Here is a 24,717-nt window from a genome sequence, read left to right as displayed (position 1 = left end):
ACCGCCCGCGAACCAGTCGCCACCGAGGCCGCTGTGGATAACCCCTTAACCGGTGGGTCGCACGCACGTGGTGCGTGGGATCAACCCGTCAGAGCGCAGGAGGCGTTTGCCCATATCGGCCCGGGGTCACCGACTCCGATGATCGAGTCGCCTACCATCGACGCTCGTGCCTGCCCATCGGATCGCGCGACTGATCGCCGTCGTCGCGGGCATCGCCGGTGTGCTGTTGTGCGGGCTGGTCCCGCTGCTGCCGGTCAAACAGACCACCGCGACCATCCTGTGGCCGCAGGGCACCGGACCCGACGGGTTCGTCAGCGACATCACCGCCCCGCTGGTCTCCGGCGCCCCGCAGGCCCTCGATATCTCGATCCCCTGCCGGGCCGTCGCCACGCTGCCCGCCGACGGTGGGCTGGTGCTGTCCACCGTCCCGCCGGGCGGCATCGACGCCAGCCGTAACGGGCTGTTCGTGCGCGCCACCTCCGACCTCGTTGTCGTGGCGTTCCGCGACTCCGTCGCCGCCGTCGCACCGCGGCCCGCCGTCGAGGACGGCGCCTGCAGCACTCTGCACATCTGGGCCAACCCCGGCGAGGCCGGCGCCGACTTCATCGGGCTGCCCGGGGCCGTGGGAACGCTGCCGGCCGAGGAGAAGCCGCAGGTCGCGGGCGTCTTCACGGATCTGGAGGTCGCACCACAGGAGGGGCTCGAAGCGCGCGTCGACGTCGACACCCGCTTCATCACCTCCCCGACCGCGCTCAAGCTCGCCGTGATGGTGCTGGGGGTCTTGTGCGTGATCGCGTCGATCGTGGCGTTGGCGGTGTTGGACCGCCGGAGCCGCGCCTGGCGGCGTGTCTGGGGGGTGGGCTTCTGGCACTGGGTGGCCGACCTGGCCGTCGTGGGCACCTTGCTGCTGTGGCACGTCATCGGCGCGCTGTCATCGGACGACGGCTACAACCTCACCATCGCCCGCGTCTCGGCCGACGCCGGCTACACCGCGAACTACTACCGCTTTTTCGGCGCCACGGAGGCCCCGTTCGACTGGTATCAATCGGTGCTCGCGGCGTTCGCCTCGGTCAGCACCGCCAGCGTGTGGATGCGGGTGCCCGCGACGCTGGCGGCCATCGGCGCCTGGTTGATCGTCAGCCGCTGCATCCTGCCGCGCCTCGGCCGTCGGCTTGCGGCCAACCGGGTGACGGTGTGGACGGCGGGGGCGGTGTTCCTGGCGGCGTGGCTGCCGTTCAACAACGGCCTGCGGCCTGAACCGTTGATCGCGTTCGGCACCGTCGCGGTGTGGGTGCTGGTGGAGAACGCCGTGGCCACCCGGCGGACGTGGCCTGCCGCGCTGGCGATCGTCATCGCGGTGTTCAGCGTGACGTTGGCGCCGCAGGGACTGATCGCGATCGCGCCCCTTCTGGTCGGCGCCCGCGCGATCGTCCGCACCATCCGCGCGCGTCGTCCCGTCGACGGTGTGCTCGCGCCGCTGGCCGCGCTGCTGTCCGCGCTCGCGCTGATCTTCGTGGTGGTGTTCCGCGACCAGACTCTGGCCACGGTGGCGGAGTCGGCCCGCATCAAGTACGTCGTCGGCCCGACGATCGCCTGGTACCAGGAGTTCCTGCGCTACTACTTCCTCACCGTCGAGGACAGCGTCGATTCGTCGCTGACCCGACGCTTCGCGGTGCTGGTGCTGTTGCTCTGCCTGTTCGGGATGCTCGCGGTGCTGCTGCGGCGCGGCGGTGTCGCCGGCATGGCGCGCGGGCCGGTGTGGCGGCTGATCGGGTCGACGGCGATCGGCCTTCTGCTGCTGACGTTCACGCCCACCAAGTGGGCGGTGCAGTTCGGCGCGTTCGCCGGTCTGGCGGGTGCGCTCGGTGCGGTGACGGCGTTCGCGTTCAGCCGCGTCGGGCTGCACAGCCGTCGCAACCTCGCGCTCTATGTCACCGCGCTGTTGTTTGTATTGGCTTGGGCGACATCGGGGATCAACGGCTGGTTCTATGTCGGCAACTACGGTGTGCCGTGGTTCGACAAGCAGCCGGTGATCGCCGGTATCCCGGTCACCGGGATCTTCCTCGCGCTGGCGATCATCACCGGCCTGCTTGCGGGGTGGCTGCACTTCCGCATGGACTACGCGGGGCACACGGAGGTCGCCAACACCAAACGCAATCGCGTCCTCGCCTCGACGCCGCTGCTGGTGGTGGCGACGATCATGGTGGTGCTCGAGGTCGGCTCCATGGCCAAGGGCGCCGTGCAGCGCTACCCCGTCTACACCACCGCCAAGGCGAACTTCTCGGCGCTGAAGTCCGGGCTCTCGGACACCAGCTGCGCGATGGCCGACGATGTGCTCGTCGAGGCCGACACGAATGCCGGTATGCTGCAACCGGTTCCGGGGCAACGCTTCGGCGAGTACGGCCCGCTCGGCGGGGAGGACCCCGTGGGCTTCAACCCGAACGGCGTCAGCGACACCCTCGAACCGCCCGAGCCGATCACCGCCAACCCCGGCACCGTCAACTCCGACGGCTCACCGAACGAACCCAACATCGGGATCGGCTTCGCCGCAGGCACCGGCGGTGGATACGGACCCGTCGGCGTAAACGGTTCAAATGTGTTCCTGCCGTTCGGACTCGACCCCGACCGCACGCCGGTGATGGGCAGCTACGACGAGAACACCGTCGCGGCCAAGGTGACCTCGGCGTGGTACCAGCTGCCGCCACGCACCCCGGACCGGCCTTTGGTCACCGTCGCGGCGGCGGGGGCGATCTGGTTCTACGAAGAGGACGGTTCGTTCAACTACGGGCAGTCGCTGAAGCTGCAGTGGGGTGTGCACCGCCCCGACGGCAGCTATCAGCCGCTGGCCGAGGTGCAGCCGATCGACGTCGGCCCCGGTCCTCAAAAGGCCTGGCGCAACCTGCGTTTCCCGCTCGCCACGGCGCCGCCGGAGGCGAATGTCGCGCGCATCGTCGCCGACGACCCGAACCTGTCCACCGACCAGTGGTTCGCGTTCACCCCGCCGCGGGTGCCGGTGCTCGTCACGGCGCAGCAGTTCCTCGGCTCGCAGACACCCGTCCTGATGGACATCGCGACCGCCGCGAACTTCCCTTGCCAGCGCCCGTTCTCCGAACATCTCGGCATCGCCGAGTTGCCGGAATACCGCATCCTCCCGAACCTCAAGCAGGTGGTCGTGTCCTCGAACCAGTGGCAGTCCGCCGAGGACGGCGGTCCGTTCCTGTTCATCCAGGCGCTGTTGCGCACCTCGACCGTGCCCACCTATCTGCGCGACGACTGGTACCGGGACTGGGGTTCGATCGAGCGGTACCTACGGGTGGTCCCCGAATCCGAGGCGCCGGACGCGGTCGTCGAGCAGGGGGCGGTGCGCGTGTTCGGTTGGAGCCGTAGCGGACCCATCAGGGCGCTGCCATGAGCCAGACATCGAGTTCCGACGTGCGAATCGCCCGATGGGTTGCCGCGGTCGCCGGCCTGATCGGCTTCGTGCTGTCGGTGGCAACTCCCCTGCTTCCCGTGGAACAGACCACCGCATCGCTGAACTGGCCGCAGCAGGGCGAGTTGAACAGCGTCACCGCGCCGTTGATCACGCAGACTCCGGTGCGGATGTCGGTGACCGTGCCGTGCGAGGTGATCCGCTCGATGCCGCCGCGCGGCGGAGTCGTGTTGGGCACCGCGCCCAAGGACGGTAAGCAGGCCGCGCTGCAGAGTCTGTTCGTCACGGTCAACCCGCAGCGTGTCGACATCACCGACCGAAACGTGGTGGTGGCCAGCGTCCCCCGAGCCCGGGTGGTCGGCACCGGGGACTCCCCGGGATGCTCTCGCATCGAGATCACCTCCTCGGAGGAGGGCACCTTCGCCGACTTCGTCGGGCTGACGAAGGCGGACGGTTCGCCGCAGTACACCGGTTTCCCGGACCCGAACCTGCGCCCCGCGATCGTCGGCGTGTTCACCGACCTGACCGGTCCTGCGCCGTCGGGGCTGAGCCTGTCGGCAGAGATCGACACCCGGTTCACCACCAATCCGACACCGTTGAAGTTGACGGCGATGGTGCTGGCCATCGTGTCGACGGCGATCGCACTGCTCGCGCTGTGGCGCCTGGATCGTTTGGACGGCAGGCGAATGCGGCGGCTGATCCCGCAGCGGTGGCGGACGTTCAGCCCCACCGATGTGGTGGTGGTCGGCGGCTTCGCGGTCTGGCACGTGATCGGGGCCAACTCCTCTGACGACGGCTACATCCTCGGGATGGCCCGGGTGGCCGGTCACGCGGGGTACATGTCGAACTACTTCCGATGGTTCGGCAGCCCCGAGGACCCGTTCGGCTGGTACTACAACCTGCTGGCGATGATGACCAGCGTCAGCGACGCGAGCATCTGGATGCGACTTCCGGACCTGGTGTGCGGAATCGTGTGCTGGCTGTTGCTCTCTCGTGAGGTGCTGCCGCGCCTCGGTCCCGCTGTTGCCGCGAGCAAGCCTGCGCTGTGGGCGGCGGGGCTGGTGCTGCTGGCGGCATGGATGCCGTTCAACAACGGCCTGCGCCCCGAAGGCCAGATCGCCACCGGCGCGCTGATCACCTACGTGCTGATCGAGCGGGCCATCACCTCAGGACGACTCACTCCCGCGGCGTTCGCGATCATCACGGCGGCGTTCACGCTCGGGATCCAGCCGACGGGTCTGATCGCGGTGGCCGCGCTGCTGGCGGGCGGTCGACCGCTGTTGCGCATCCTGGTGCGTCGCCGCCGGGTGGTGGGCGTCTGGCCGCTGGTGTTGCCACTGCTGGCCGCAGGAACGGTGATCCTTACGGTCGTCTTCTTCGACCAGACCATCGCAACGGTGTTGGAGGCGACCAGGATTCGCACCGCCGTCGGCCCGAACCAGGAGTGGTACACCGAGAACCTGCGCTACTACTACCTGATCCTGCCGACGGTGGACGGATCGCTGTCACGTCGCTTCGGCTTCCTGATCACCGCGCTGTCGCTGTTCGCCGCGATGTTCATCATGTTGCGACGCGGACGCGTGCCCGGGGTGGCACGGGGTCCCGCGTGGCGGCTGATCGGGATCATCCTGGGCACGGTCTTCTTCCTGATGTTCACCCCCACCAAGTGGGTGCACCACTTCGGACTGTTCGCCGCGGTCGGGGCGGCGATGGCGGCGCTGGCCACCGTGCTGGTGTCGCCTGCGGTGCTGAAGTGGTCACGCAACCGGATGGCTTTCCTGGCCGCTGTGTTGTTCGTGCTCGCACTGTGCTTCGCGACCACCAACGGCTGGTGGTACGTGTCGAGTTACGGCGTCCCGTTCAACAACGACGAACCCGCCATCGGCGGCATCACCGTCAGCACGGTCTTGTTCGCGCTGTTCGCGATCGCGGCCATATGGGCGGCCTGGCTACATTTCTCGTCGCGGACCCGCGGCGAAGGGCGCATCGCCCGGGCGCTGACCGCGGCGCCGATCCCGGTCGTCGCGGGCTTCATGGTGGTCGTGTTCGTCGGATCGATGCTCGTCGGCGCGGTCCGCCAGTACCCCACCTACTCGAACGCGTGGGCCAACCTGCGCGCCTTCGCCGGCGGTTGCGGCCTGGCCGACGACGTGCTCGTCGAACCCGACGCCAACCAAGGCTTCCTGACAGCGCTGCCCGGGCAGTACGGGCCGTTGGGCCCGCTTGGTGGAGACGGGCCGGTCGGGTTCACCGCCGATGGTGTGCCGGAAAAGATTGTCGCCGAGGCGATTCGGATGAATCTGCCGATGCCCGGCACGGACTACGACTGGGACCAGTCCACCGAGCTGGACGAGCCCGGTGTCAACGGGTCGACGGTGCCGCTGCCGTACGGGCTCGACCCGAACCGGGTTCCGGTGGCGGGAACCTACGTCGAGGGACCCCAGCAGCAGAGCAGGTTGACGTCGGCCTGGTACGAACTGCCCGCCCCCGACGACGGGCATCCGCTTGTCGTCGTCACCGCCGCCGGAACCATCACGGGCGACAGCGTGTTCAACGGGCGCACCGAGGGCGAGACGGTCGAATTGGAGTACGCGCGCCGCGCTCCGGACGGTGCCATGGTGCCCGCCGGCCGGATGGTGCCCTACGACCTGGGTCCGATCCCGTCGTGGCGCAACCTGCGCTTCCCCCGCGCCGACATCCCGACCGATGCGGTCGCCGTTCGCGTTGTTGCCGAGGATCTTTCGCTGACGCCGGGCGACTGGCTCGCGGTGACTCCGCCCCGGGTCCCCGAACTGCGGTCGGTTCAGGAGTACGTGGGCTCGGAGCAGCCGGTGCTGATGGACTGGGCGGTCGGTCTGGCATTCCCGTGCCAACAGCCGATGCTGCACGCCAACGGCGTGACGGAGATTCCGAAGTTCCGCATCACCCCGGACTACAACGCCAAGCGCAAGGACACCGACACGTGGCAGGACGGCCTCAACGGTGGTCTGCTGGGGATCACGGATCTGCTGTTGCGCGCGCACGTGATGGCGACGTATCTGTCGGAGGACTGGGGTCGGGACTGGGGCTCGCTGCGCCGGTTCGAGCCGACCCCTGAGGCGCAAGGGGCGACGCCTGCGACGCTGGACTTCGGGACGGCCACCCGCAGCGGCCTGTACAGCCCGGGCCACATCCGCATCAAGCCGTAATCGTCGACGCGAGCAAGCTCTGCGGCAGTTGTCGCGCCCTCGGCGATCTAGGTCTGAGCCGCCTAGTGGTGAGGGCGGTCCGACGTGGTTCTCCCACCTGGTCGCCGGCGACGAGATCGACGAGTTGTGTCTCACCAGATCGGCATGCGGCGCAAGGTGTACTGCTCGGCGACGACGGCACCGTCATCGTCCGATGGGTTCGGCGCTGAGCGCCCGCTCGCGCGATTTTGAATCGAGGTCAGCCCGTTGTTGCGTTGCGCGGCTGATCTGCTTTTCTCGCATCAGGCGCAGCGACTTGCACAGCAGCCGGGTCTCGCACGGGCCAGATAACCGCGACGCGTGGTCGACCACGCGACGTTCAGCTCCGCCGACAGCTGCGTGGACCCATCACCGCAACGACACGATTCCGCGCCACGGGCCTCTGCTTGCGCTCACAAGGAGTTTGGTGGTGTCCAGGTGCTCGGGTTCGACAAACTGGGCGCTCGCCAGGCCTCCGATGTGAGACCCTCGGAGAAGGTCTTCGTCCAATTCGGCAGTTCGGCGCCAACCACGGGCGCATGAAGGTGAGGACGCATATGGCAGATGAAGTCCGCTAGATAAACCTCTCGGCCGAGCGCCCGGGTACGCGCTCTGATGTGACACCAGGCAATATGCGTGCCGACCGATCTCGGCGATGACCGTCGGCGACCCCACTTGGAGGGCGCAGGTCGCACGTCTCTTATTCGCGACAGACAGCAATGAACTTAGGAACTGACCATGACAATCCGTCGCCAAACCGCCCACCCCTTCCTACTCAGGTGTGTTGTGATGCTGGCCGCCGCGCTCGGATGTGTCGCACTCGGGTGCGGCACGATCGCGAGTGCCGAGCCCGTATGGGACATCGAGGAGTTCGACAACTGCACCCAAACCCTGGACGAGGGCCTCGACAACACGCAGAACTGGATCGATACCGCCAACGAGTACTGCTGTAAGCACAGCGGCGGCGTGTGGAACGACAATCGAAAAGAGTGTGTGGCGCCGCCGGCCGAGGGCCAGGGCGCCGGGCCACAAGTGCCGCCGCGGGAGGTACTCCCGACGGTCCGTGTCAATCCGCCCAACATCGGCGAGCCCATTCCGCCGATGGCGCCCCCGGTGTTGGCACCAGGGGTTCCGTTGCAGCCCCCAGCGGGGTGACCACGGGCGCGGGGGACTAGATCGGGGTGAGGCCGTGCTTGCGTTGCACGCGGGTGATCTGCTTGTCGCGCAGCAGGTTCAGCGACTTGCGCAATAACAGCCGGGTCTCGTGCGGCTGGATCACCGCGTCGATGAAGCCGCGCTCGGCGGCGATCCACGGCGTGGCCATGTTGAGGTTGTAACCCTCAATGAAGTCGGCGCGGATCTTCTGCACCTCCGGCGCCGTCGGATCCGGGAACCGCTTCACCAGCAGCTGGGCGGCACCCTCGGCGCCGATCACCGCGATGCGCGCGGTCGGCCACGCGAAGTTCAAATCCGCCGACAGCTGCTTGGATCCCATCACCGCGTATGCCCCACCGTATGACTTGCGGATGGTGATGGTCACCTTCGGCACATCGGCCTCGACGACGGCGTTCAGGAAGCGGCCGCCGCGCTTGATGATGCCGCCCTTCTCCTGCTGGACACCCGGCATGAATCCCGGCGTATCGACGACGAAAACCAAAGGCAGGTTGTAGGAATCGCAGAACCGGATGAACCGCGCGGCCTTGTCGGAAGCCTCGTTGTCGATCGACCCGGACAAGTGCATCGGCTGGTTGGCGACCACCCCGACCGGGCGTCCGTCGACCCGCGCGAACGCGGTGATGATCGCCGGACCCTGCTGCTCGGCCACATCGAAGACGTCGCCGTCGTCGAAGATCCGCAGCAGGATCTCGTGCATGTCGTAGGCCATGTTGTCGCTGTCCGGCACGATCGAGTCCAGCTCGTAATCATGCGGGGTCAGCTCCGGCTCCAGCCCGGGGTTGACGATCGGCGGATCGTCGAACGTGTTGGCGGGCAGGAACTCCAGGTAATCGCGGACGTACTGGAACGCCGCGGCCTCGCTCTCCACAACCTGGTGGATGTTGCCGTAGCGGGCCTGGGCATCGGCGCCGCCGAGTTCATCGAGCGAGACGTCCTCGCCGGTGACGTCCTTGATGACGTCGGGTCCGGTGACGAACATGTAGCCCTGATCCCGAACGGCCACGACGAGATCGGTCTGGATCGGTGAATACACCGCTCCCCCAGCGCATTTGCCGAGGATGATCGAGATCTCGGGAACCAGCCCGCGGAGCAGCTCGTGGCGGCGACCCAGCTCGGCGTACCACGCCAGCGACGTCACCGCGTCCTGGATCCGCGCGCCCGCCGAGTCGTTGATGCCGATGATCGGGCAGCCGACCATCGCCACCCACTCCATCAGCTTGGCCACCTTGCGGCCGAAGATCTCACCGACCGAGCCCTGGAACACCGTCTGGTCGTGGCTGAACACGCCGACCGGCCTGCCGTTGATCCTGGCGTGCCCCGTCACCACGCCGTCGCCGAACAACGCGTTCGGATCACCGGGCGTCTTCGCCAACGCGCCGATCTCCAGGAAGCTGCCCGGATCGACCAGGGCGTGGATTCGCGCGCGGGCGCTCGGAATGCCCTTTCTCTCCCGCTTGGCGACCGCCTTCTCCCCACCGGGCTCCTTGGCCTGTTCCAGCTTCTCGCGGAGTTCGGCGAGCAGTTCTGCGGTGGTCCTGGTGCGGATGGGCGGCAGAGATTCCGTCGTCACTTGCCCTGCTTCTCCTGATCGGTGTTGTCGGCCTCGATCTGGCTGATCGACTCGCTCATGTGCGCCCCGACCTTCGCAATGTACGGCTCGTCGATCACCTGGATGTGCTCGCCCCCGATCGGGACGACCTCCAGGTCAGAAACGAACTCCCCCCAGCCGCCGTCCGGCTTGCGGGTGGCGTAGCGCGGCTCGAAGTAGATCGCGTCGTCGTGGTAGCGGTCAGCCATGTACAGCGTGACCTTGCCGTCGTACGGCTTGATCTCGGCGGTATCGATGGCCCGCTGATCGAGATACGAGGTGCGCTGGTGCTCGATGATGCCGCCGGGGATCTGCACCCCGCTCTGGCTCACCACGTCGAGGACGTAGCGCACCTGGCCCTCGTCGTCGAGGGCCTCGAGTTCCTCGTAGGGGATCTCGGGGATCTCGACGTTGAACGTGCGCTCGGCGAAGCGGGCGTAGCGATCCCAGCGGGCGCGGGTCTCCTCCTTCGTCTGGGGGATCTCCTCACTCGGACGGACCGCGTCGATCAGACCGACGAACCGCACATCGGCGCCCGCCTGCTTGAGACCGATCGCGCACGCGTAGGCGAGCACACCGCCCAGCGACCAACCGGCCAGGACGAACGGGTGACCCTGCTTGTCTCCCGTCCAACCGTTGAGCTCCAACAGTTTCGGCACGTACTCGCGGGCGCGCTCCTCGATGGTGCCCTCGACGCGCTCGATGCCGTACATCGGTGTGTCCGCGGGCAACCGGTTGAGCAGCGGCTCGTAGACCACCGTCGAACCGCCGGCGGCGTGGAAGACGAACACCGGGATCCGGTCCGAGTCTTGGGACGGGGCGCGCAGGGTCCGCACGAAGCCGTCGACCTTGCCGCCTTCGAGGTAGTCGCGGACGGTGGTGGACAGCTCCTCGATGGTCTTCGCGGAGCGGACGTCGTCGGCGGTGATGGTGCCCTCGTCGACCCGCTCGGTCAGCCGCTCGGCGATCTTGGTCGCGGTCGCGTCATCGACGTCGGGCAGGTCGTTGAAGATGCCGCCCGGCGACTTACCGGTGACGATCGCCCACGTCGCGAACGTGACGCGTTCCGCGGCGTCGCGCGGTGGCACGTCGGAGCCGAGCGCTTCGGTGACCGCCTCCTGGGTGAGTACCTTGCTCGCCGCCGCGACCGTCGACTGTGACGGGCCGCCTGCGGCGGTTTGGGGCGTGGGGCCGCTCGGATCCGTCGGCGGCGGCGGAATCACCGGGCCGCTCGGGTCGGTCGGCGGCGGCGGGATGTCGGATTCCGTCGCCGTGCCCGCACTGGTCACCTCGGAGGCGACGCCGGTCTTCTCGGCCAACACCTGCTCGAGTTCGGCGACGGTGGTCGCACCGCCCATCAACTCGGCCTGTTCGGCCGCGATCTCCTCGGCGGTCTTGGTCTTCTGATGCTCGGCAAGCTGATCGACCTCGTCGCGGTGTTCGATCGCGTACTGGATCAGCTTCTCGACCGCATACAGGTTGGCGTCGCGCACCGCGGTCAGCTGGATCGGCGGCAGGTCGAAGTCGTACTCGACGCGGTTCTTGATCCGCACAGCCATCAGCGAGTCCAGGCCGAGCTCGATCAGCGGCACCTCCCACGGCAGGTCCTCGGGCTCGTAACCCATTGCCCCGCCGACGATCGCGCCGAGACGGTCGCGGATCGACTCACCGGAGTCCGGCGACCACTTCGCGAAGCCGGCGGCCAGGCCCGCACCCGCAGTCAGGTTGTCCTGCAGGATCTCGGCCGCGTCTTCTTCGGGATCGTCTGCGGGCGCCGCCGAAACCTGCTCGGCCACAGTCGCTCCCGTCGCCACCGCGACGGGCAGCGGCGCCGCGGCGCCGGTGCGGCTCACCACGGCGTCGTACACCAGGGTGAACGACTCGTCGATGCGCGCGTGCACCTGCACGCTGGCCCCTCCCGGATGGCGGGTCAGCGTCGTGACCAGCCGTGCGCCCTCACCGGGCACCGCGCGCTGTTCGGAGGCGACCGACTTGGCGTCGGGAATGACCTGAGCGGCAGCGGCTTTGACCAACCCGGCCAGATCCGGCTCACCCTTGGGGGCGTACTCCCAGACGTGCCTGCCGTCCGGGGTGGCGACGTGGTTGCCCGGCATCATCACCGAGCTGTCTCCGGTGAACCGCGCGTCGAGCCAGTGCGGTTTGCGCTTGAAGCGGGTCGGCGGGATGTTCGCGAAATCCAACGCCCCGGCCAACCCCTTGGACCGCCGGGGGAACAGCGTGCGGAAGTCCAGATCGTGGCCGTGCACGAACAGCTGGGCCATCGCCGCGGTCATCGAGTCGACCTCGTCCTGCTTGCGCGCCAGCGTCGCGATCAGCTGGGCGTCGTGCAGGCCGGTCGCCGCCGTCGTCAGGCCGACCTGCATGAGCGCCACCGGGTTCGGCGCTAACTCCAGGAAAGTCGTATGGCCGTTGTCGACGGCGTTGCGGATGCCGTGGGTGAAGTAGACGCTGTGACGCAGCCCCTTCTTCCAGTAGTCGACATCGTGGATGGTCTCACCGGGGCGCAGGTAACGACCCTCGTGCACCGTCGAGAAGTAACCGATCTTGATCGGATGCGGTTCGATCCCGACGAGTTCGGCGGCCAGCTCACCCAGCAGCGGATCCATCTGGGAGGTGTGGCTGGCGCCCTTGGTCTGCATCTTGCGGGCGAACTTGCCCTCTTGTTCGCAGCGCTCGATGATCGCGTCGACCTGGTCGGGCGGGCCGCCGATGACGGTCTGGGTCGGCGCGGCGTAGACGCATACCTCGAGATCCTTGAAATCGGCAAATACGGTATCGATCTCGTCGGCCGAATACTCGACCAGCGCCATCAACCGGATCCATTCGCCGAACAGCATGGCCTCGCCCTCACCCATCAGGTGAGCACGCGAACAGATGGCCCGGGTGGCGTCCTCCAGTGACAGGCCGCCCGCGAAATACGCGGCGGCGGCCTCGCCGAGCGACTGGCCTACCACCGCAGCGGGTTTGGCGCCGTGGTGCTTGAGCAACTCACCGAGCGCGATCTGCAGGGCGAAGATCACGGTCTGGACGACTTCGATGGGGTACTCGCAGGTCTCATTGGTGTAGTCGACCGCGTCATCGAGGATCAGCTCGAGGATCGAATAACCCCGTTCATCCTGGATGAGCGCATCGACCTTGTCGATCCACTCTGCGAACACCTCGTTGCGCAGATACAGGCTCTTGCCCATCTTGCGGTGCTGGGCACCGAAACCCGCGAGCACCCACACGGGCCCGTTCGTCACCGGGCCGTCGGCGCTGAACACGCTCGGGTGCTGCTTGCCCTCGGCCACGGCGCGCAGGCCCTTGATGGCCTCGTCGTGGTCGTGGGCCAGCACCACCGCGCGCGAACGCCCGTGGTTGCGCCGCGACAGCGCGCGGCCGATCGACTCCAGCGACGACGCGCGTCCCTCGGGGCTGTCGATCCAGTCGGCCAGCTCGGCGGCCGTGGCCTTTTTCCGCGATGTCAGGAAACCCGAAACCGCCAGCGGTACAACCGGTGCCGGCTGCTCACCGGCCTCCATCTCCTCGCGGGCTGCCTCGAGCAGGCGCTTGGCCTCGTCCGTCAGGCCGGGCAGTTCGGGCTCGTCCTGCAATGCGTGCGCTGGCTGGTCCAGAGCGTCGTCGTCATCGTCATCGATGAATTCGCCGTACTCGTCCATCCGCACCCCGCCGATGTAGACGGCGTTCGCGTCAGACGACTTGTCTTGCCCGGTTTCGGGTTCCGGCTCCGGTTCGGGCTCGACGAGGTCCGACGGCAGCACCTCGCGCAGCACGAGGTGGGCGTTGGCGCCGCCGAAACCGAACCCCGAGACGCCGGTAATCGCATAGCCGCTGTAGCGCGGCCAGTCGGTGACGGTGTCGGCGACCTTGAGGTGCACACCGTCGAAGTCGATGTAGGGGTTGGGGCCTGCGTAGTTGATCGACGGCGGGATCTTGTCGTTGCGCAGGGCCAACGTCATCTTCGCCAGGCTCGCCGCGCCCGCCGCCGACTCCAGGTGTCCCACATTGGATTTGATCGCGCCCAGCAGCGCCGGCTTGTCGGCCGCCCGCCCCCTGCCCACGACGCGGCCGAGCGCGTCGGCCTCGATCGGATCACCGAGGATGGTGCCGGTGCCGTGCGCCTCGATGTAGTCGACGAGGCGCGGGTTGATGCCGGCGTCCTTGTACGCCTTGCGCAGCACCTCGGCCTGCGCGTCGGGATTGGGCGCGAGCAGACCGTTGGACCGGCCGTCGTGGTTGACCGCGCTGCCCGCGATCACGGCGAGGATCTCGTCGCCGTCGCAGCGGGCATCCGAAACCCGCTTGAGCACAAGCATTCCGCCGCCCTCGGAACGGGCGTAGCCGTCGGCGTCCTGCGAGAACGACTTGATCCGGCCGTCCGGCGCGAGCACCCCGCCGACTTCGTCGAAGCCGACCGTCACCAGCGGGGTGATCAACGCGTTGACGCCGCCGACGACAACGACGTCGGCCTCACCCGAGCGCAGCGCCTGCACACCCTGGTGCGCGGCGACCAGCGAACTCGAGCAGGCGGTGTCGACGGCCACCGAGGGGCCGCGGAAGTCGTAGAAGTACGAAACCCGGTTGGCGATGATCGAACTCGCCGTGCCGGTGATCGCGTACGGGTGGGCGATCGACGGGTCCGACATGGCCAGGAAGCTGTAGTCGTTCAGCGAGCTGCCGATGTAGACACCGACGTTGCCGCCGCGCAGGCTCGATGCGGGGATACGGGCGTTTTCCAGTGCCTCCCAGGTCAATTCGAGCGCCATCCGCTGTTGCGGATCGATGTTGTCGGCCTCCATCTTCGACAGCGCGAAGAACTCGGCGTCAAACCCCTTGATGTCGGTCAGGTAGCCGCCGCGGGTGCGGGCCTTGGCGACGCGCTCGGCGATGCGGGGTTCGCCGAGGAACTCCTCCCAGCGGCCCTCCGGCAGATCGGTGATCGCGTCACGGCCCTCCAGGAGCGCCTGCCACGTCTCGTCGGGGGTGTTCATGTCACCGGGGAAGCGGGTGGCCAGGCCGACGATCGCGATGTCCTCGACGTCGCGCGTCCGCGTCCAGTCCTCGTCGTCATCGCCGGCATCCTCGACCTCCGGCTCACCCTCGACGATCACCGTGGCCAGCGACTCGATGGTGGGGTGGCGGAACGCGACGGTGGCGGTCAACGTGACGCCGGTGAGGTCCTCGATGTCGCTGGCCATCGCCACGGCGTCGCGCGACGACAGCCCCAGTTCGACCATCGGCGCGCTCTCGCTGATCGAGTCGGGTGACTGACCGGTGGCGTTGCCGATCCAGTTGCGCAGCCACTCGCGCATCTCGTTGACCGTCATGTCGGTCCTCGGGGCGGTCAGCGGCTTCTCGGGTGCCAGCTGGATGTCGTCGCCGGACGGCATCTCGGGTTGCTGCGAATCGTCCTGTGTATCAGCCATATTCGAGTTGGTCTCAGTCACTCTCGTCGGGGAACGCATTGGCGATCTTCCCGCTGCGCAGACTGCCGTCCAGGTAGGCCGCGCGGCACGCCCGACGGCCGATCTTGCCGCTCGAGGTGCGCGGGATCGCGCCCGCGGGGGTCAGCAGTACGTCGCGGACCGTGACGCCGTGGCGCACGGCGATCGCGGCGCGGATGTCGTCGGCGATGGGACCCATGTCGAGCTTGTGGGCGCCGGGTGCCCGCTCACCGACGATCACCAGCTGCTCGGAGGTGTCGTCGGGATCGCGCTTGAGTCCGGAGTGGGCGTTGTCGAACACCTCGTCCGGCAACTGGTTGGCGGGCACCGAGAACGCCGCGACGAAGCCGGTGCGCAACGCCTTGGTGGCCTCCTGCGCGGAGTACTCCAGGTCCTGCGGATAGTGGTTACGCCCGTCGATGATCACCAGATCCTTGACGCGACCTGTGATGTAGAGCTCGCCGTCGTAGTAGGCACCCAGGTCGCCGGTGCGCACCCAGGTCGCGTCGTCGGTCGCGCCTTCGGCGTGCGACGGGTTGGTCCGCGACTTGAGGATGTTCTGGAACGTCGCGATGGTCTCCTCGGGCTTCCCCCAGTAACCCGTGCCCATGTTCTGACCGCTGATCCAGACCTCGCCGATCTGCCCGTCGGGCAGCTCGGTGGCGGTGTCGTTGTCGACGATGACCGCCCACTCGGCGATGCCGATCTTGCCGGCGCCGGCCTGCGGAACGGCCTTGGGCGAATCCTCGGACACCGGAACGAAGCGGCCGACGTTGAGCTCGTCGCGGTCCACCGGAGTGATCGTCGGTTCGGCGTCCATCGGCGTGGTCGACACGAACAGCGTGGCCTCGGCCAGGCCGTAAGAGGGCTTGATCGCCTTGGGCTGGAAACCGAACGGGCCGAAGGCCTCGTTGAACCGCCGCACGGTTGCCGCTGAGATCGGTTCGCTGCCGTTGAGGATGCACTTGACGTTGGACAGGTCGAGCGGCGGCTCGCCGTCCTTGGGCACGCCGCGGGCAGCGGCATGGTCGAACGCGAAGTTCGGGGCCACCGAGATGGTCCCGCCGGTGTCGCCTTCCTTGCGGGCCATTTCACGGATCCAACGGCCGGGGCGGCGCACGAACGCGGCCGGGGTCATGAACGTGATGTAGTGGCCGAGCATCGGCGACAGCAGCACTGTGATCAGGCCCATGTCGTGGAAGAACGGCAGCCAGGACACACCGCGGTCGCCTTCCTGGCCGTCGAGCGCCTCGATCACCTGCACCACGTTGGTGGCCAGGTTCAGGTGGGTGATCTGCACGCCGGTCGGGATCCGCGTGGAACCCGAGGTGTACTGCAGGTAGGCGATGGTGTGCTCGTCGACCTCGACGGGCTCCCAGGTGGCGCCGACCTCGTTGGGCACCGCGTCGACTGCGATGACGCGCGGACGCTGGTTGGCGGGGCGGGTGCGGAAGAACTTGCGCACACCCTCGGCCGCATCGGTGGTGGTCAGGATCGCCGACGGATGGCAGTCGTCGAGCACGGCGTGCAGGCGGCCCACGTGGCCGGGTTCGTTCGGGTCGAACAGCGGCACCGCGATGCGGCCCGAGTACAGGGTCCCGAAGAACGCGACGAGGTAGTCGAGGTTCTGCGGGCACAGGATCGCGACGCGGTCACCGGGCTGGGTGACCTGTTGCAGACGCGCACCGACCGCGCGGTTGCGGGCGCCGAAGTCGGCCCAGCGCAGATCGCGGGCGACTCCGTCGCGCTCGCTGGAGAAGTCCAGGAAGCGGTAGGCGAGCTTGTCTCCACGCACCTTCGCCCATCGTTCGACGTGTTTGACCAGGCTCCCGTTGTCGGGAAACTTGATCAGTCCGTCCTTGATGAACGGGTTATGGAACCCCATCGCACTCTCCTGTCAGCGGCACACGCTTCTCGATGCCGATTGCACTTAATTCTTCCGAGCCGCCCCCAAGCCCCGCACCCCGCAAAATGGTACCGGTCGGCTATTCGCTTACTGCTCTTAGTTTTTTCTTAATGTTAGGTGACGTGGTGGCGCCGTCCAAATCAGGTCTGGTCACAGGTCAGCCATGTTTCGGCTGCGGAGCGTTATCGATCTTTTCCTGTGCCCAGCGCTGCGTCCACTGGGTGGCCGACAGTCCGTCGAGACTCCAGAACTGCGTGGTGGCGTACATCGCGTGAATCGGTTGTCCCGCACCGCCGAGCAGGATGTCGATTGTCTTGGGCAGGTTCATGATGTTGAACGCCTCCGGCGGCGCCGAGCAGATCAGGTCACCGGGAGCGCAGATCTCGTTGACGCGGTCGTTGAGTGCGCCGAACCCGCCGGGCCGGGGACCCGTCATGGCCAGGCCCATCCCGTCGAGCATGGGCACGTCGCGCAGCGTGATCTCCGCCCCTTGACCCGGCGGGTTGGGTCCGACGTCCACGCCAACGCCGGTCTGCCGTCGCCCGTCAGCGATCAACGTCACACCCAGCACCAGATCCTCGTCAACGGGGCCGCGTCCGTTGCCGATATCGCTGGCGATGTCACCGGCGATGACGGCGCCCTGGGAGAACCCGGCGATCACGTAACTGGTCAGCGGGCAGCGCTCGTTCATCTCCGTCATGGCCTTGACCGTCGCGTGGAAGCCCTCGGCGCGGCTGTCGTTGTAGGTCATCTGTCCGTCCTGCGAGAACGGATTGTGGAACTGCGCGGTGTACGGGACGGTGAACACCTCGAGCCGGTCGTTCGCGAACTGTCCGCGGATCGGGTTGGTGACATTGAGCAGCAGCGCGATCGGGAACTGAGTCGGGTTGAACGGGTCGAGTTGCGGTGAGGACTCCCACGTGCCAGGAACCGAGATCATCTGCACGTCGGGGCAGCTCGCATCCTGGAACTCCGGTCGCGGCTTCTTGGTCGGGCTGATCCCGGTCGGAGGCACGGCCGTGGGCGGGACGCCGCTCGGGCCGTCGGGCTTCCGCAGGATCACAACGACGATGATGATCAACAGCACCACCACGAGTGCCATCGCGCCGGCCGCGACGAGCGCGAGGATACGGTGGCGTTTCCGCCGGTTGGTTGTGGCCATGTGTCGGTTGGGCTCCTGCTAGCAGAGTCGTTCGGTTGCGATGCGAATGTAATCGGCGGTCGCCGCGTCGACGTTGACGGTCGGCTTCCTACCGGAGATGTGATCCATCGCATCGCCGCGCACCAGCGGATAGATCGAATCCCAGACCTTCTGGTCGTCGTGCCTGGCGGCACGGGCTTGGCACACGTATGACCCGACACGCAGCGCCAGCAGGTCGCTGGACGGCTTCACCCCGGCCGCGGTGAGAGCGTCGAGATAGCTTCGCTGCCGATCGGTCAGCACGAGCGTGTTGGAGTGCCCGGTCGCCGACGGCGGGGCCGCTGTCTCGCTGGGCCGACTGGGCGCAGGCGCGGCCTCCGACGTCGGCAAACCCATGGCCGCCATGACGTCGGGGCCCGAACACCCGGTCAGCAACGCCGTCGCCGCAGCTATCAGCAGCGAGCCTGCCGCAGTCGTCCGTACCGAGCGTTGCACTCCTCCAAGGTACCGGCTGCCGACGTGCGGTCCCGGTTCGGAAACAGCGGGTCTTCGGCTAAGCGATCGTCGCCGCCAACTCGCCGCTCATGGCCGCGAGCTGACCGCTCCAGGAACCCCAGTCGTGGTTGCCGCTGGTCGGAAAGTCGAAGTGTCCGTTCTTGCCGCCGACGGAACGGTAGTGCTGGTAGAACTCGCGATTGGTGCCCGACGCGATGTCGCAGTAGCCGATCATCGCGGGCGGATCGGTGCACCCTCCGACCGGACCGCTCCACACCCACAGCCGAGTGTTGTTGTCGGCCAGCAACTGGACATGGACGTTGGGCGAATGCCACTTCCACCGGCCCAGCTGTGGCAGTCCCCACATGTTGCGGGTCTCGACGCCGCCGAACTGCGCGAGCCCGGCGGTGATGGCGCCGTCGACGCCGGTGCGCTCGGGGGTCAGGAAACCCGACAGGGAGCCGGCGAAGCGGTAGCGATCCGGATGGAAGGTGGCCATCGCCATCGCGCCGTACCCGCCCTGTGCCGCCCCCACGATGCCGTGCCCCGACGGCGCCAGGCCCTTGTTGGCGGCCAGCCAGTTCGGCAGCTCGTCGGCGAGGAACGTCTCCCACTGGCGGCTGCCGTCGGCCTCCCAGTTCGTGTACATGCTCCACGCGCCGCCCGCGGGCGCGGCCACCGAGATGCCCTTACCCGCCAGAGTGTTCATCGCATTGCCCGCGGTGACCCAGTTGCTGACGTCGGGTGCGGCATTGAACGCGTCGAGCAGCACGACCGCGTGCGGGCCGCCGCCCTGGAAGGCGACGGGGATGTCGCGTCCCATCGCCGCCGAGGGCACCATCAGCATCTCGACTTGCGCCTCGGCCTTCGGCGCGACGGCCGTACCCGCGGTCCACAGACCGGCGGCCAGCGCCACGGTCAAGATCGCCCGGAAGATCCCCTGCATCGGCTCGCCCACCTCACATTGGTCTGCTGTCCCCGCGCGAGGTAGTCAATCACACACCGGCGCGGGCGTGGTCGGAAAAGGCCGACGGCGGCGACCCCGAAGGATCGCCGCCGCCGACTATGAACCTATTGCCGTACCAGTCAGTTACCGGCGTCCGTCGTCGTGACCGAGGCCTCGGTCGCGATCGGGGTCGACGGCTGCGGCGTGGCGCCGAGCACGCGCTGGATGTCCGGCTTCATCTGCTGGAGCTGCTGACCCCAGTACGGCCAGTCGTGCGTGCCGCCCTGCGGGAAGTTGAACACGCCGTTCTTACCGCCCGCGGCCAGGTACTGCTCCTGGAACGTCTCGTTGGTGCGCAGCGTGAAGCTCTCCAGGAACTTCGCGTTGAAGTTGTCACCGGCGACGCGGCCGTTGATCTCGGCCGGCTTGCCGTTACCGCAGAACACCCAGATGCGGGTGCCGTTGGCGACCAGCTTGTCGATGTTGACCATCGGGTCGTTGCGCTTCCACGCGGGATCACTCGACGGGCCCCACATGTCCTCGGACTCGTAGCCGCCGGCGTCACCCATCGACAGCCCGACCAGCATCGGCCACCAGCCCTCGGACAGGTTCAGGAACCCGGACAGCGAGGCGGCGTACTGGAACTGCTGCGGGTAGTAGATCGCCAGCGTCATCGCGGCCGATCCGGCCATGGACAGCCCGACTGCGGCATTGCGGTTCGGGTTCACGCCCTTGTTGGCGGCGAGGTATGCGGGCAGTTCCTGGGTCAGGAACGTCTCCCACTTGTAGGTCTGGCAGCCTGCCTTGCCGCAGGCCGGCTTGTACCAGTCGCTGTAGAAGCTGGACTGGCCACCCACCGGCATGATCACCGCGAGGCCGGAGTCCAGATACCACTCGAAGGCCGCAGTTTCGATGTCCCAGCCGTTGAAGTCATCGCGGGCACGAAGACCGTCGAGCAGATACACGCCCGGCGCGTTCGGCCCGCCGTTCTGGAACTGAACCTTGATGTCACGGCCCATCCCTGCGGACGGAACCATGAGGTACTCGACCGGCAGACCCGGACGAGAGAAAGCCTCCGCGGTGGCCGAGCCTCCGATGGCGCTCACCAAGCCCGGCAGCACGGCGGCCGCCAGGGCGGCTCCCGCCAGCCGGCGGACCCAGGCACCCCGGATCTTGCCAACGAACTTCATGCGTCATCTATCCCATCTGTTGTATGCCGCACGCGGAAATGCCGCTCAGGCAAGCCGCGTAACCCGTGCAGTCAACCACACGTCGGCGTGATCTACCCATTCGAGAGATGTCCACCCTGGTCACGCCGCTCCACCGCGGAGTGTTGTGACCAGGTCGGGTTTCAGGGTTTGCAGCTGCGCACCCCAGTCCGGCCACGCGTGATTTCCCTGAGGAGGGAATTCGAACGTGGCGTTGTTTCCTCCGGCCGTCAGGTAGGCCGTCTGGAAGTCTTTGCTGCTCTTCAACGTCATCGATTCCAGGCTGCGGGCATCGAAGGTCTGGTTCGGGTCGGTGTCGGCTTCTCGCGGTGCGGATCCGCTTGGGGCACAGTGAATCCACAGGCGAGTGTTGTTGGCCGCCAACCTGGCCGCCTGGTGGACCGGGTCGTGACGCTTCCACGCCCCGTCCCACGGCGCACCCCACATGTTGTCGACGCTGTAACCGCCGGCGTCGAGCATGGCCACCCGGATGGCCTGCTGCATCGACGGCGCCGACGGGTTCAGGGGACCCGAAAGCGACGCAGCATAAGCGAACTGATGTGGGTGGTGGGCCGACAGGATCAGCGCCGCGCTGCCCGACATCGACACGCCCACGACCGCATTGCCGGTGGTGGAGACGTCTTTGTTGGCGGCCAGCCACGCGGGCAGCTCGTCGGTCAGGAAGGTTTCCCATTTGTAGGTGTAGGGCTGGCTGTTGTAACTCGAGGGCGTGTACCAGTCGGCGTAGAAGCTGGCCTCCCCGCCCACCGGCATCACGGTGGCCACCCCGGACTCGAAAAACCACTCGAATGCGGCGGTTTCGATGTCCCAGCCGTTGTAGTCGTCGCGGGCCCGCATGCCGTCGAGGAGATACACCGCCTTCTGGTCGCCCAATTCCGTTCCGGCAGGCTGGAATTGGACGCGCACGATGCGGCCCATCGACGGGGAATAGACGTCGAGGTACTCGACGGGAAGTCCCTCGCGGGAGAACGCGCTGGCCGGCGCCGCCGCGCCGACCGCGGCGGCCCCGCTCGGCAGCGCCACGGCCGCGGCTGCCGCCGCCAGCACACGGCGAAGCCAGGTTCGCACAGGTCGATCCATCCGTTCGTATCTCGGGCGCCGCGAAAAGAGCAGTTCGCGTCTGTCTATCGGTCCGGAGGGGTCGCGGCGTTACGGACCCGTGGCGGGCATGCCCCTGTACGGCTCGGATACCGGTTCCGGCAGGGGCAAATCACAGCGTTGGAGCTCATAGAGGGGCACGCGGTCGATCCGGTACTGCGTGAACTGGTAGGCGTGCACGAGATTGGACAGGAACCGACGCGGGCTCATCGGGCCGCGCACCGAGTTCAGCATCGCGTCGGTCTCCGGACACTTCAGCGCCGCCTCGGCCTGTCTGACCCAGTCCTCGTCGATGTAACCCGGAATGAACGGCGGCTCTTTGAGGAACGGTCCCTCCGCGATCGCCCAGTCGGCGAACAGGTTCTTGTCGTGGCCGATTCGGCCGTCCTCGAGGCGTTCGGTGTGTGCGGCCAATGGATTGGCCAGCCCGATCTGGTCGATGACCCGAACGTCGAGTCCGACGTTCATGCCCAGCATGCCGAGGTTGGTGAAGAAGACCGTGTGTGGACCTCGGTAGTCGGCCGGCGCGTCCGGTGGCGGTGGCAGCGCGGGAACCACGTCCCACTGGTCATAGTTGCCCGACGGCAGCAGCAGTGCACCGTCGGGTGTGTTCTCCAACGCCTCGAGCACCGCGCGCATCCGCGGATAGTCCAGGTAGTCCGCGGCGGTCAGCGGGTGCGCATGGCCCGTGGCCTGGGAGTAGAACCGCCGCTCGTCGACGATGCCGGAGTACGTGACGCGGGTGGCGTCCCGGCCCATTCCCGGCGAATTGGCCGCCCACAGCGCCCACCCCGCGACCGCCACCCACAGCACGGTGGTGGCGCCCACGAACAGATAGCCCGCGCCGCGGGCCATCCGGGTCTCGTCGGGAAGGACGACGGGGATCACCGCGACCGGCGCCAGCATCACGAACAGCGGGGTCAGGAGCACCCTGCCGTGCATGAAGTCCCCGCCCTGACGGATCCAGTAGATCGCCTGCAGCAGACCGCTGACGAGAAAGAAGACCACCACCGCGGCGGGGCTCTGCACCATCCGCGCCAGGCGTCCGGAGCCCGGGGCCATCGCGGCGCGATTCGGCCGGGGACGCCCGCGGATCACCCACACGACCCCGGCGAGCCCGGCGAGCAGGATCGCCGGCGCCCACAGCAGGTACGGCTGGTTGAAGTTCGCCAGGTAGACGAAGCCCTGCGACCATTTCGCTCCGCCCGCGTCCTTGGCCACCGCGGTATTGGGAACCACCAGGCCGTAGTAGCCCATCCGGAAGATCTGATACGCCACCGGAAGCAGGCCGCCCGCGACGATGATCACCGCGCGGCGACGCCAGTCGCGCACCGCGATCAGCATCATCACGAGTGCCGACCCGCCGATCAGGGCGAGCTCGGGCCGAACCAGCACGCTCAGACCCGCAACGAAAGCCAGTGCGATGTCGAAGGTTCCGCCTGCCGGGGGTGACGCCGGGGTCCCGAGGGGTTGTCTGCGGATTGTCGGTGCGCCTCCGCGCAGGACAGGGGCAGAAGTCGCCCGGTGGCCGCGCGGTCGCTGGGCCCAGCACACCATCATCCACCACAGCAGGCCCAGATATGCCAGTACCAAACCGTTTTCGAGCCCGGAGGTGGCGAAGTCGCGCGCGGGCGGAAGCGCGATGTAGACGAGCACGCCCGCGGGTAGCATCAGCGCACGCCGGCCTTGCAGGCTCGGCGCATACAACCGGCCGGTGCCCAGCATCACGAACGCCACACCCAACAGGCTGAGCACCAGCGCCAGCACGAGCACGACGTACTCCAGCCGCACGGAGCCACCCACCAGCGCGCCGAAGTAGACCAGGTAGGTCCACGCGGTCGAAGTATTGGCCTCGACCCGCTCACCGGCGTTGAACACCGGCCCGTTGCCCGCCAACAGGTTTCGCACGGTGCGCAGCACGATCAGGCCGTCGTCGGCTATCCAGCGCCGCTGCCATGCGCCCCAGCCGAACAGCACCACGACCAACACCACGTTGATCCACAGGCTGATCCGGACCGTGTTGTCGTAACGGAACGCGGGCCAGCGGGCGAGGTTGCGTTCGATCTCACCGACCCACCCGCCCGGCACCGGTCGGCGGAGGGTCTCAGCTGAGGAAGACGGCGGCACCGATGGTCCCGATCCACGCCAGCAGCAACAGCTGCAGTACCCGGTCTTTGAGCGCGATCTCCTCGGGCTCCCCGGCCAATCCGCCGTCGACGTCGACCGCGTACCGAAGGATTGCGATGGTGATCGGAATGATCGTGACCGCATACCACGACGCGGTGGTGCCATCACGTTCGAAGGCCCACAGGCCGTAGCAGAGCACCATCGCCGTGGCCGACAACGTCCACACGAAGCGCAGATACGACGCCGTATAGCTCTCCAGTGACTTGCGGATCTTGGCACCCGTGCGTTCGGCGAGCTGTAGTTCGGCATACCGCTTGCCGGCCACCATGAACAGCGAACCGAACGTCATCACGAGCAGGAACCATTGCGACAGCGGGATGCCCGCCGCGGCGCCGCCGGCGATGGCGCGGATCAGGTACGCCGACGACACGATGCAGATGTCGAGCACCGCTTGGTGTTTGAGGCCGAAGCAGTACGCCAACTGCATGCCGATGTAGACCGCGATGACCACCGTCAGGTTGGTCGAGGCGAGCACCGAGATGGCCAGTGCCGCGGCCGCCAACACCACAGCTGCGATGTAGGCCAACCATTCCGGGACCACACCGGCAGCGATCGGCCGGAACCGCTTCGTGGGATGCTGACGATCGGCTTCCACGTCGCGGGCGTCGTTGACCAGATAGATCGACGAGGCGGCCAGCGAGAACGTCACGAACGCGATCAGGATGTTGATCGCGACGCTGCCGTAGTCGTATTGGACGTCGCCGCCGAGGGAGGCGATCGGCGCGGCCAGCACGAGCAGGTTCTTCACCCATTGGCGCGGTCGGATCGCCTTGATAAGACCCGTCGCGGCGTTGCGCGGCGGGCCCTTCTGCGGTGCCGGTTGTCCATTCATCGGCCGTACGCTCTCTGC

General features: G+C 67.5%; 13 protein-coding genes. 3 read left to right on the top strand and 10 right to left on the bottom strand.

What is annotated here, in order from left to right:
- The first annotated feature begins 166 nt into the window (after window positions 1-166).
- The 3 genes from A5759_RS08405 to A5759_RS08395 all read left to right on the top strand — a co-directional run bounded on the left by A5759_RS08405 (window position 167) and on the right by A5759_RS08395 (window position 7,791).
- A complete protein-coding gene (locus A5759_RS08405) occupies window positions 167-3,412 on the top strand; it encodes an arabinosyltransferase domain-containing protein (protein ID WP_068196191.1) in 3,246 nt (1,081 codons plus the stop codon).
- Window positions 3,409-6,618, top strand: coding sequence for an arabinosyltransferase domain-containing protein (locus tag A5759_RS08400; RefSeq protein ID WP_068196187.1), 3,210 nt, complete (start codon window positions 3,409-3,411; stop codon window positions 6,616-6,618). Before A5759_RS08405 ends, A5759_RS08400 begins: the two co-directional genes overlap by 4 nt.
- A 756-nt stretch (window positions 6,619-7,374) precedes the next feature.
- Window positions 7,375-7,791: a hypothetical protein gene (locus A5759_RS08395; RefSeq protein ID WP_131805083.1), complete on the top strand. Its 417-nt coding sequence runs from the start codon at window positions 7,375-7,377 to the stop codon at window positions 7,789-7,791.
- A 16-nt stretch (window positions 7,792-7,807) separates the two neighbouring features.
- Here the strand turns inward: A5759_RS08395 and A5759_RS08390 are convergent, their stop codons facing one another.
- The 10 genes from A5759_RS08390 to A5759_RS08345 all read right to left on the bottom strand — a co-directional run bounded on the left by A5759_RS08390 (window position 7,808) and on the right by A5759_RS08345 (window position 24,699).
- Window positions 7,808-9,358 (bottom strand): acyl-CoA carboxylase subunit beta, encoded by a 1,551-nt coding sequence (locus tag A5759_RS08390; RefSeq protein ID WP_094288866.1) that lies wholly within the window; start codon window positions 9,356-9,358, stop codon window positions 7,808-7,810.
- Window positions 9,359-9,378: 20 nt separating this feature from the next.
- Window positions 9,379-14,811 carry a polyketide synthase Pks13 gene (gene pks13, locus A5759_RS08385; protein WP_197506004.1) on the bottom strand — a complete coding sequence of 1,811 codons (5,433 nt, stop codon included), beginning with the start codon at window positions 14,809-14,811 and terminating at the stop codon, window positions 9,379-9,381.
- Between the two features lie 49 nt (window positions 14,812-14,860).
- On the bottom strand, window positions 14,861-16,750 hold the full coding sequence (fadD32, locus tag A5759_RS08380) for a long-chain-fatty-acid--AMP ligase FadD32 (protein ID WP_068196182.1): 1,890 nt from the start codon (window positions 16,748-16,750) through the stop codon (window positions 14,861-14,863).
- A gap of 178 nt (window positions 16,751-16,928) precedes the next feature.
- On the bottom strand, window positions 16,929-17,933 hold the full coding sequence (locus tag A5759_RS08375; RefSeq protein ID WP_068196179.1) for a cutinase family protein: 1,005 nt from the start codon (window positions 17,931-17,933) through the stop codon (window positions 16,929-16,931).
- Window positions 17,934-17,951: 18 nt separating this feature from the next.
- Window positions 17,952-18,407, bottom strand: a complete 456-nt coding sequence (locus tag A5759_RS08370; protein ID WP_068196176.1) for a DUF732 domain-containing protein — start codon at window positions 18,405-18,407, stop codon at window positions 17,952-17,954.
- Window positions 18,408-18,465: 58 nt separating this feature from the next.
- Window positions 18,466-19,353, bottom strand: coding sequence for an alpha/beta hydrolase-fold protein (locus tag A5759_RS08365; RefSeq protein WP_064425866.1), 888 nt, complete (start codon window positions 19,351-19,353; stop codon window positions 18,466-18,468).
- Window positions 19,354-19,493: 140 nt separating this feature from the next.
- Window positions 19,494-20,543: an esterase family protein gene (locus tag A5759_RS08360; RefSeq protein ID WP_064394879.1), complete on the bottom strand. Its 1,050-nt coding sequence runs from the start codon at window positions 20,541-20,543 to the stop codon at window positions 19,494-19,496.
- A gap of 120 nt (window positions 20,544-20,663) precedes the next feature.
- On the bottom strand, window positions 20,664-21,662 hold the full coding sequence (locus tag A5759_RS08355; protein ID WP_064427484.1) for an alpha/beta hydrolase family protein: 999 nt from the start codon (window positions 21,660-21,662) through the stop codon (window positions 20,664-20,666).
- Window positions 21,663-21,731: 69 nt separating this feature from the next.
- On the bottom strand, window positions 21,732-23,807 hold the full coding sequence (zomB, locus tag A5759_RS08350; RefSeq protein WP_064394881.1) for a flagellar motor control protein ZomB: 2,076 nt from the start codon (window positions 23,805-23,807) through the stop codon (window positions 21,732-21,734).
- On the bottom strand, window positions 23,785-24,699 hold the full coding sequence (locus tag A5759_RS08345; RefSeq protein ID WP_068196173.1) for a decaprenyl-phosphate phosphoribosyltransferase: 915 nt from the start codon (window positions 24,697-24,699) through the stop codon (window positions 23,785-23,787). The genes zomB and A5759_RS08345 overlap by 23 nt, the downstream gene beginning before the upstream one ends.
- Between the last annotated feature and the right edge of the window lie 18 nt (window positions 24,700-24,717).

This window comes from Mycobacterium sp. 852014-52144_SCH5372336, from assembly GCF_001665615.1.
GTDB classification, from domain to species: domain Bacteria; phylum Actinomycetota; class Actinomycetes; order Mycobacteriales; family Mycobacteriaceae; genus Mycobacterium; species Mycobacterium neumannii_A.
The sequence above is the reverse complement of the archived record's forward strand: the minus strand, read 5'-3'. Positions and strand labels throughout refer to the sequence as shown.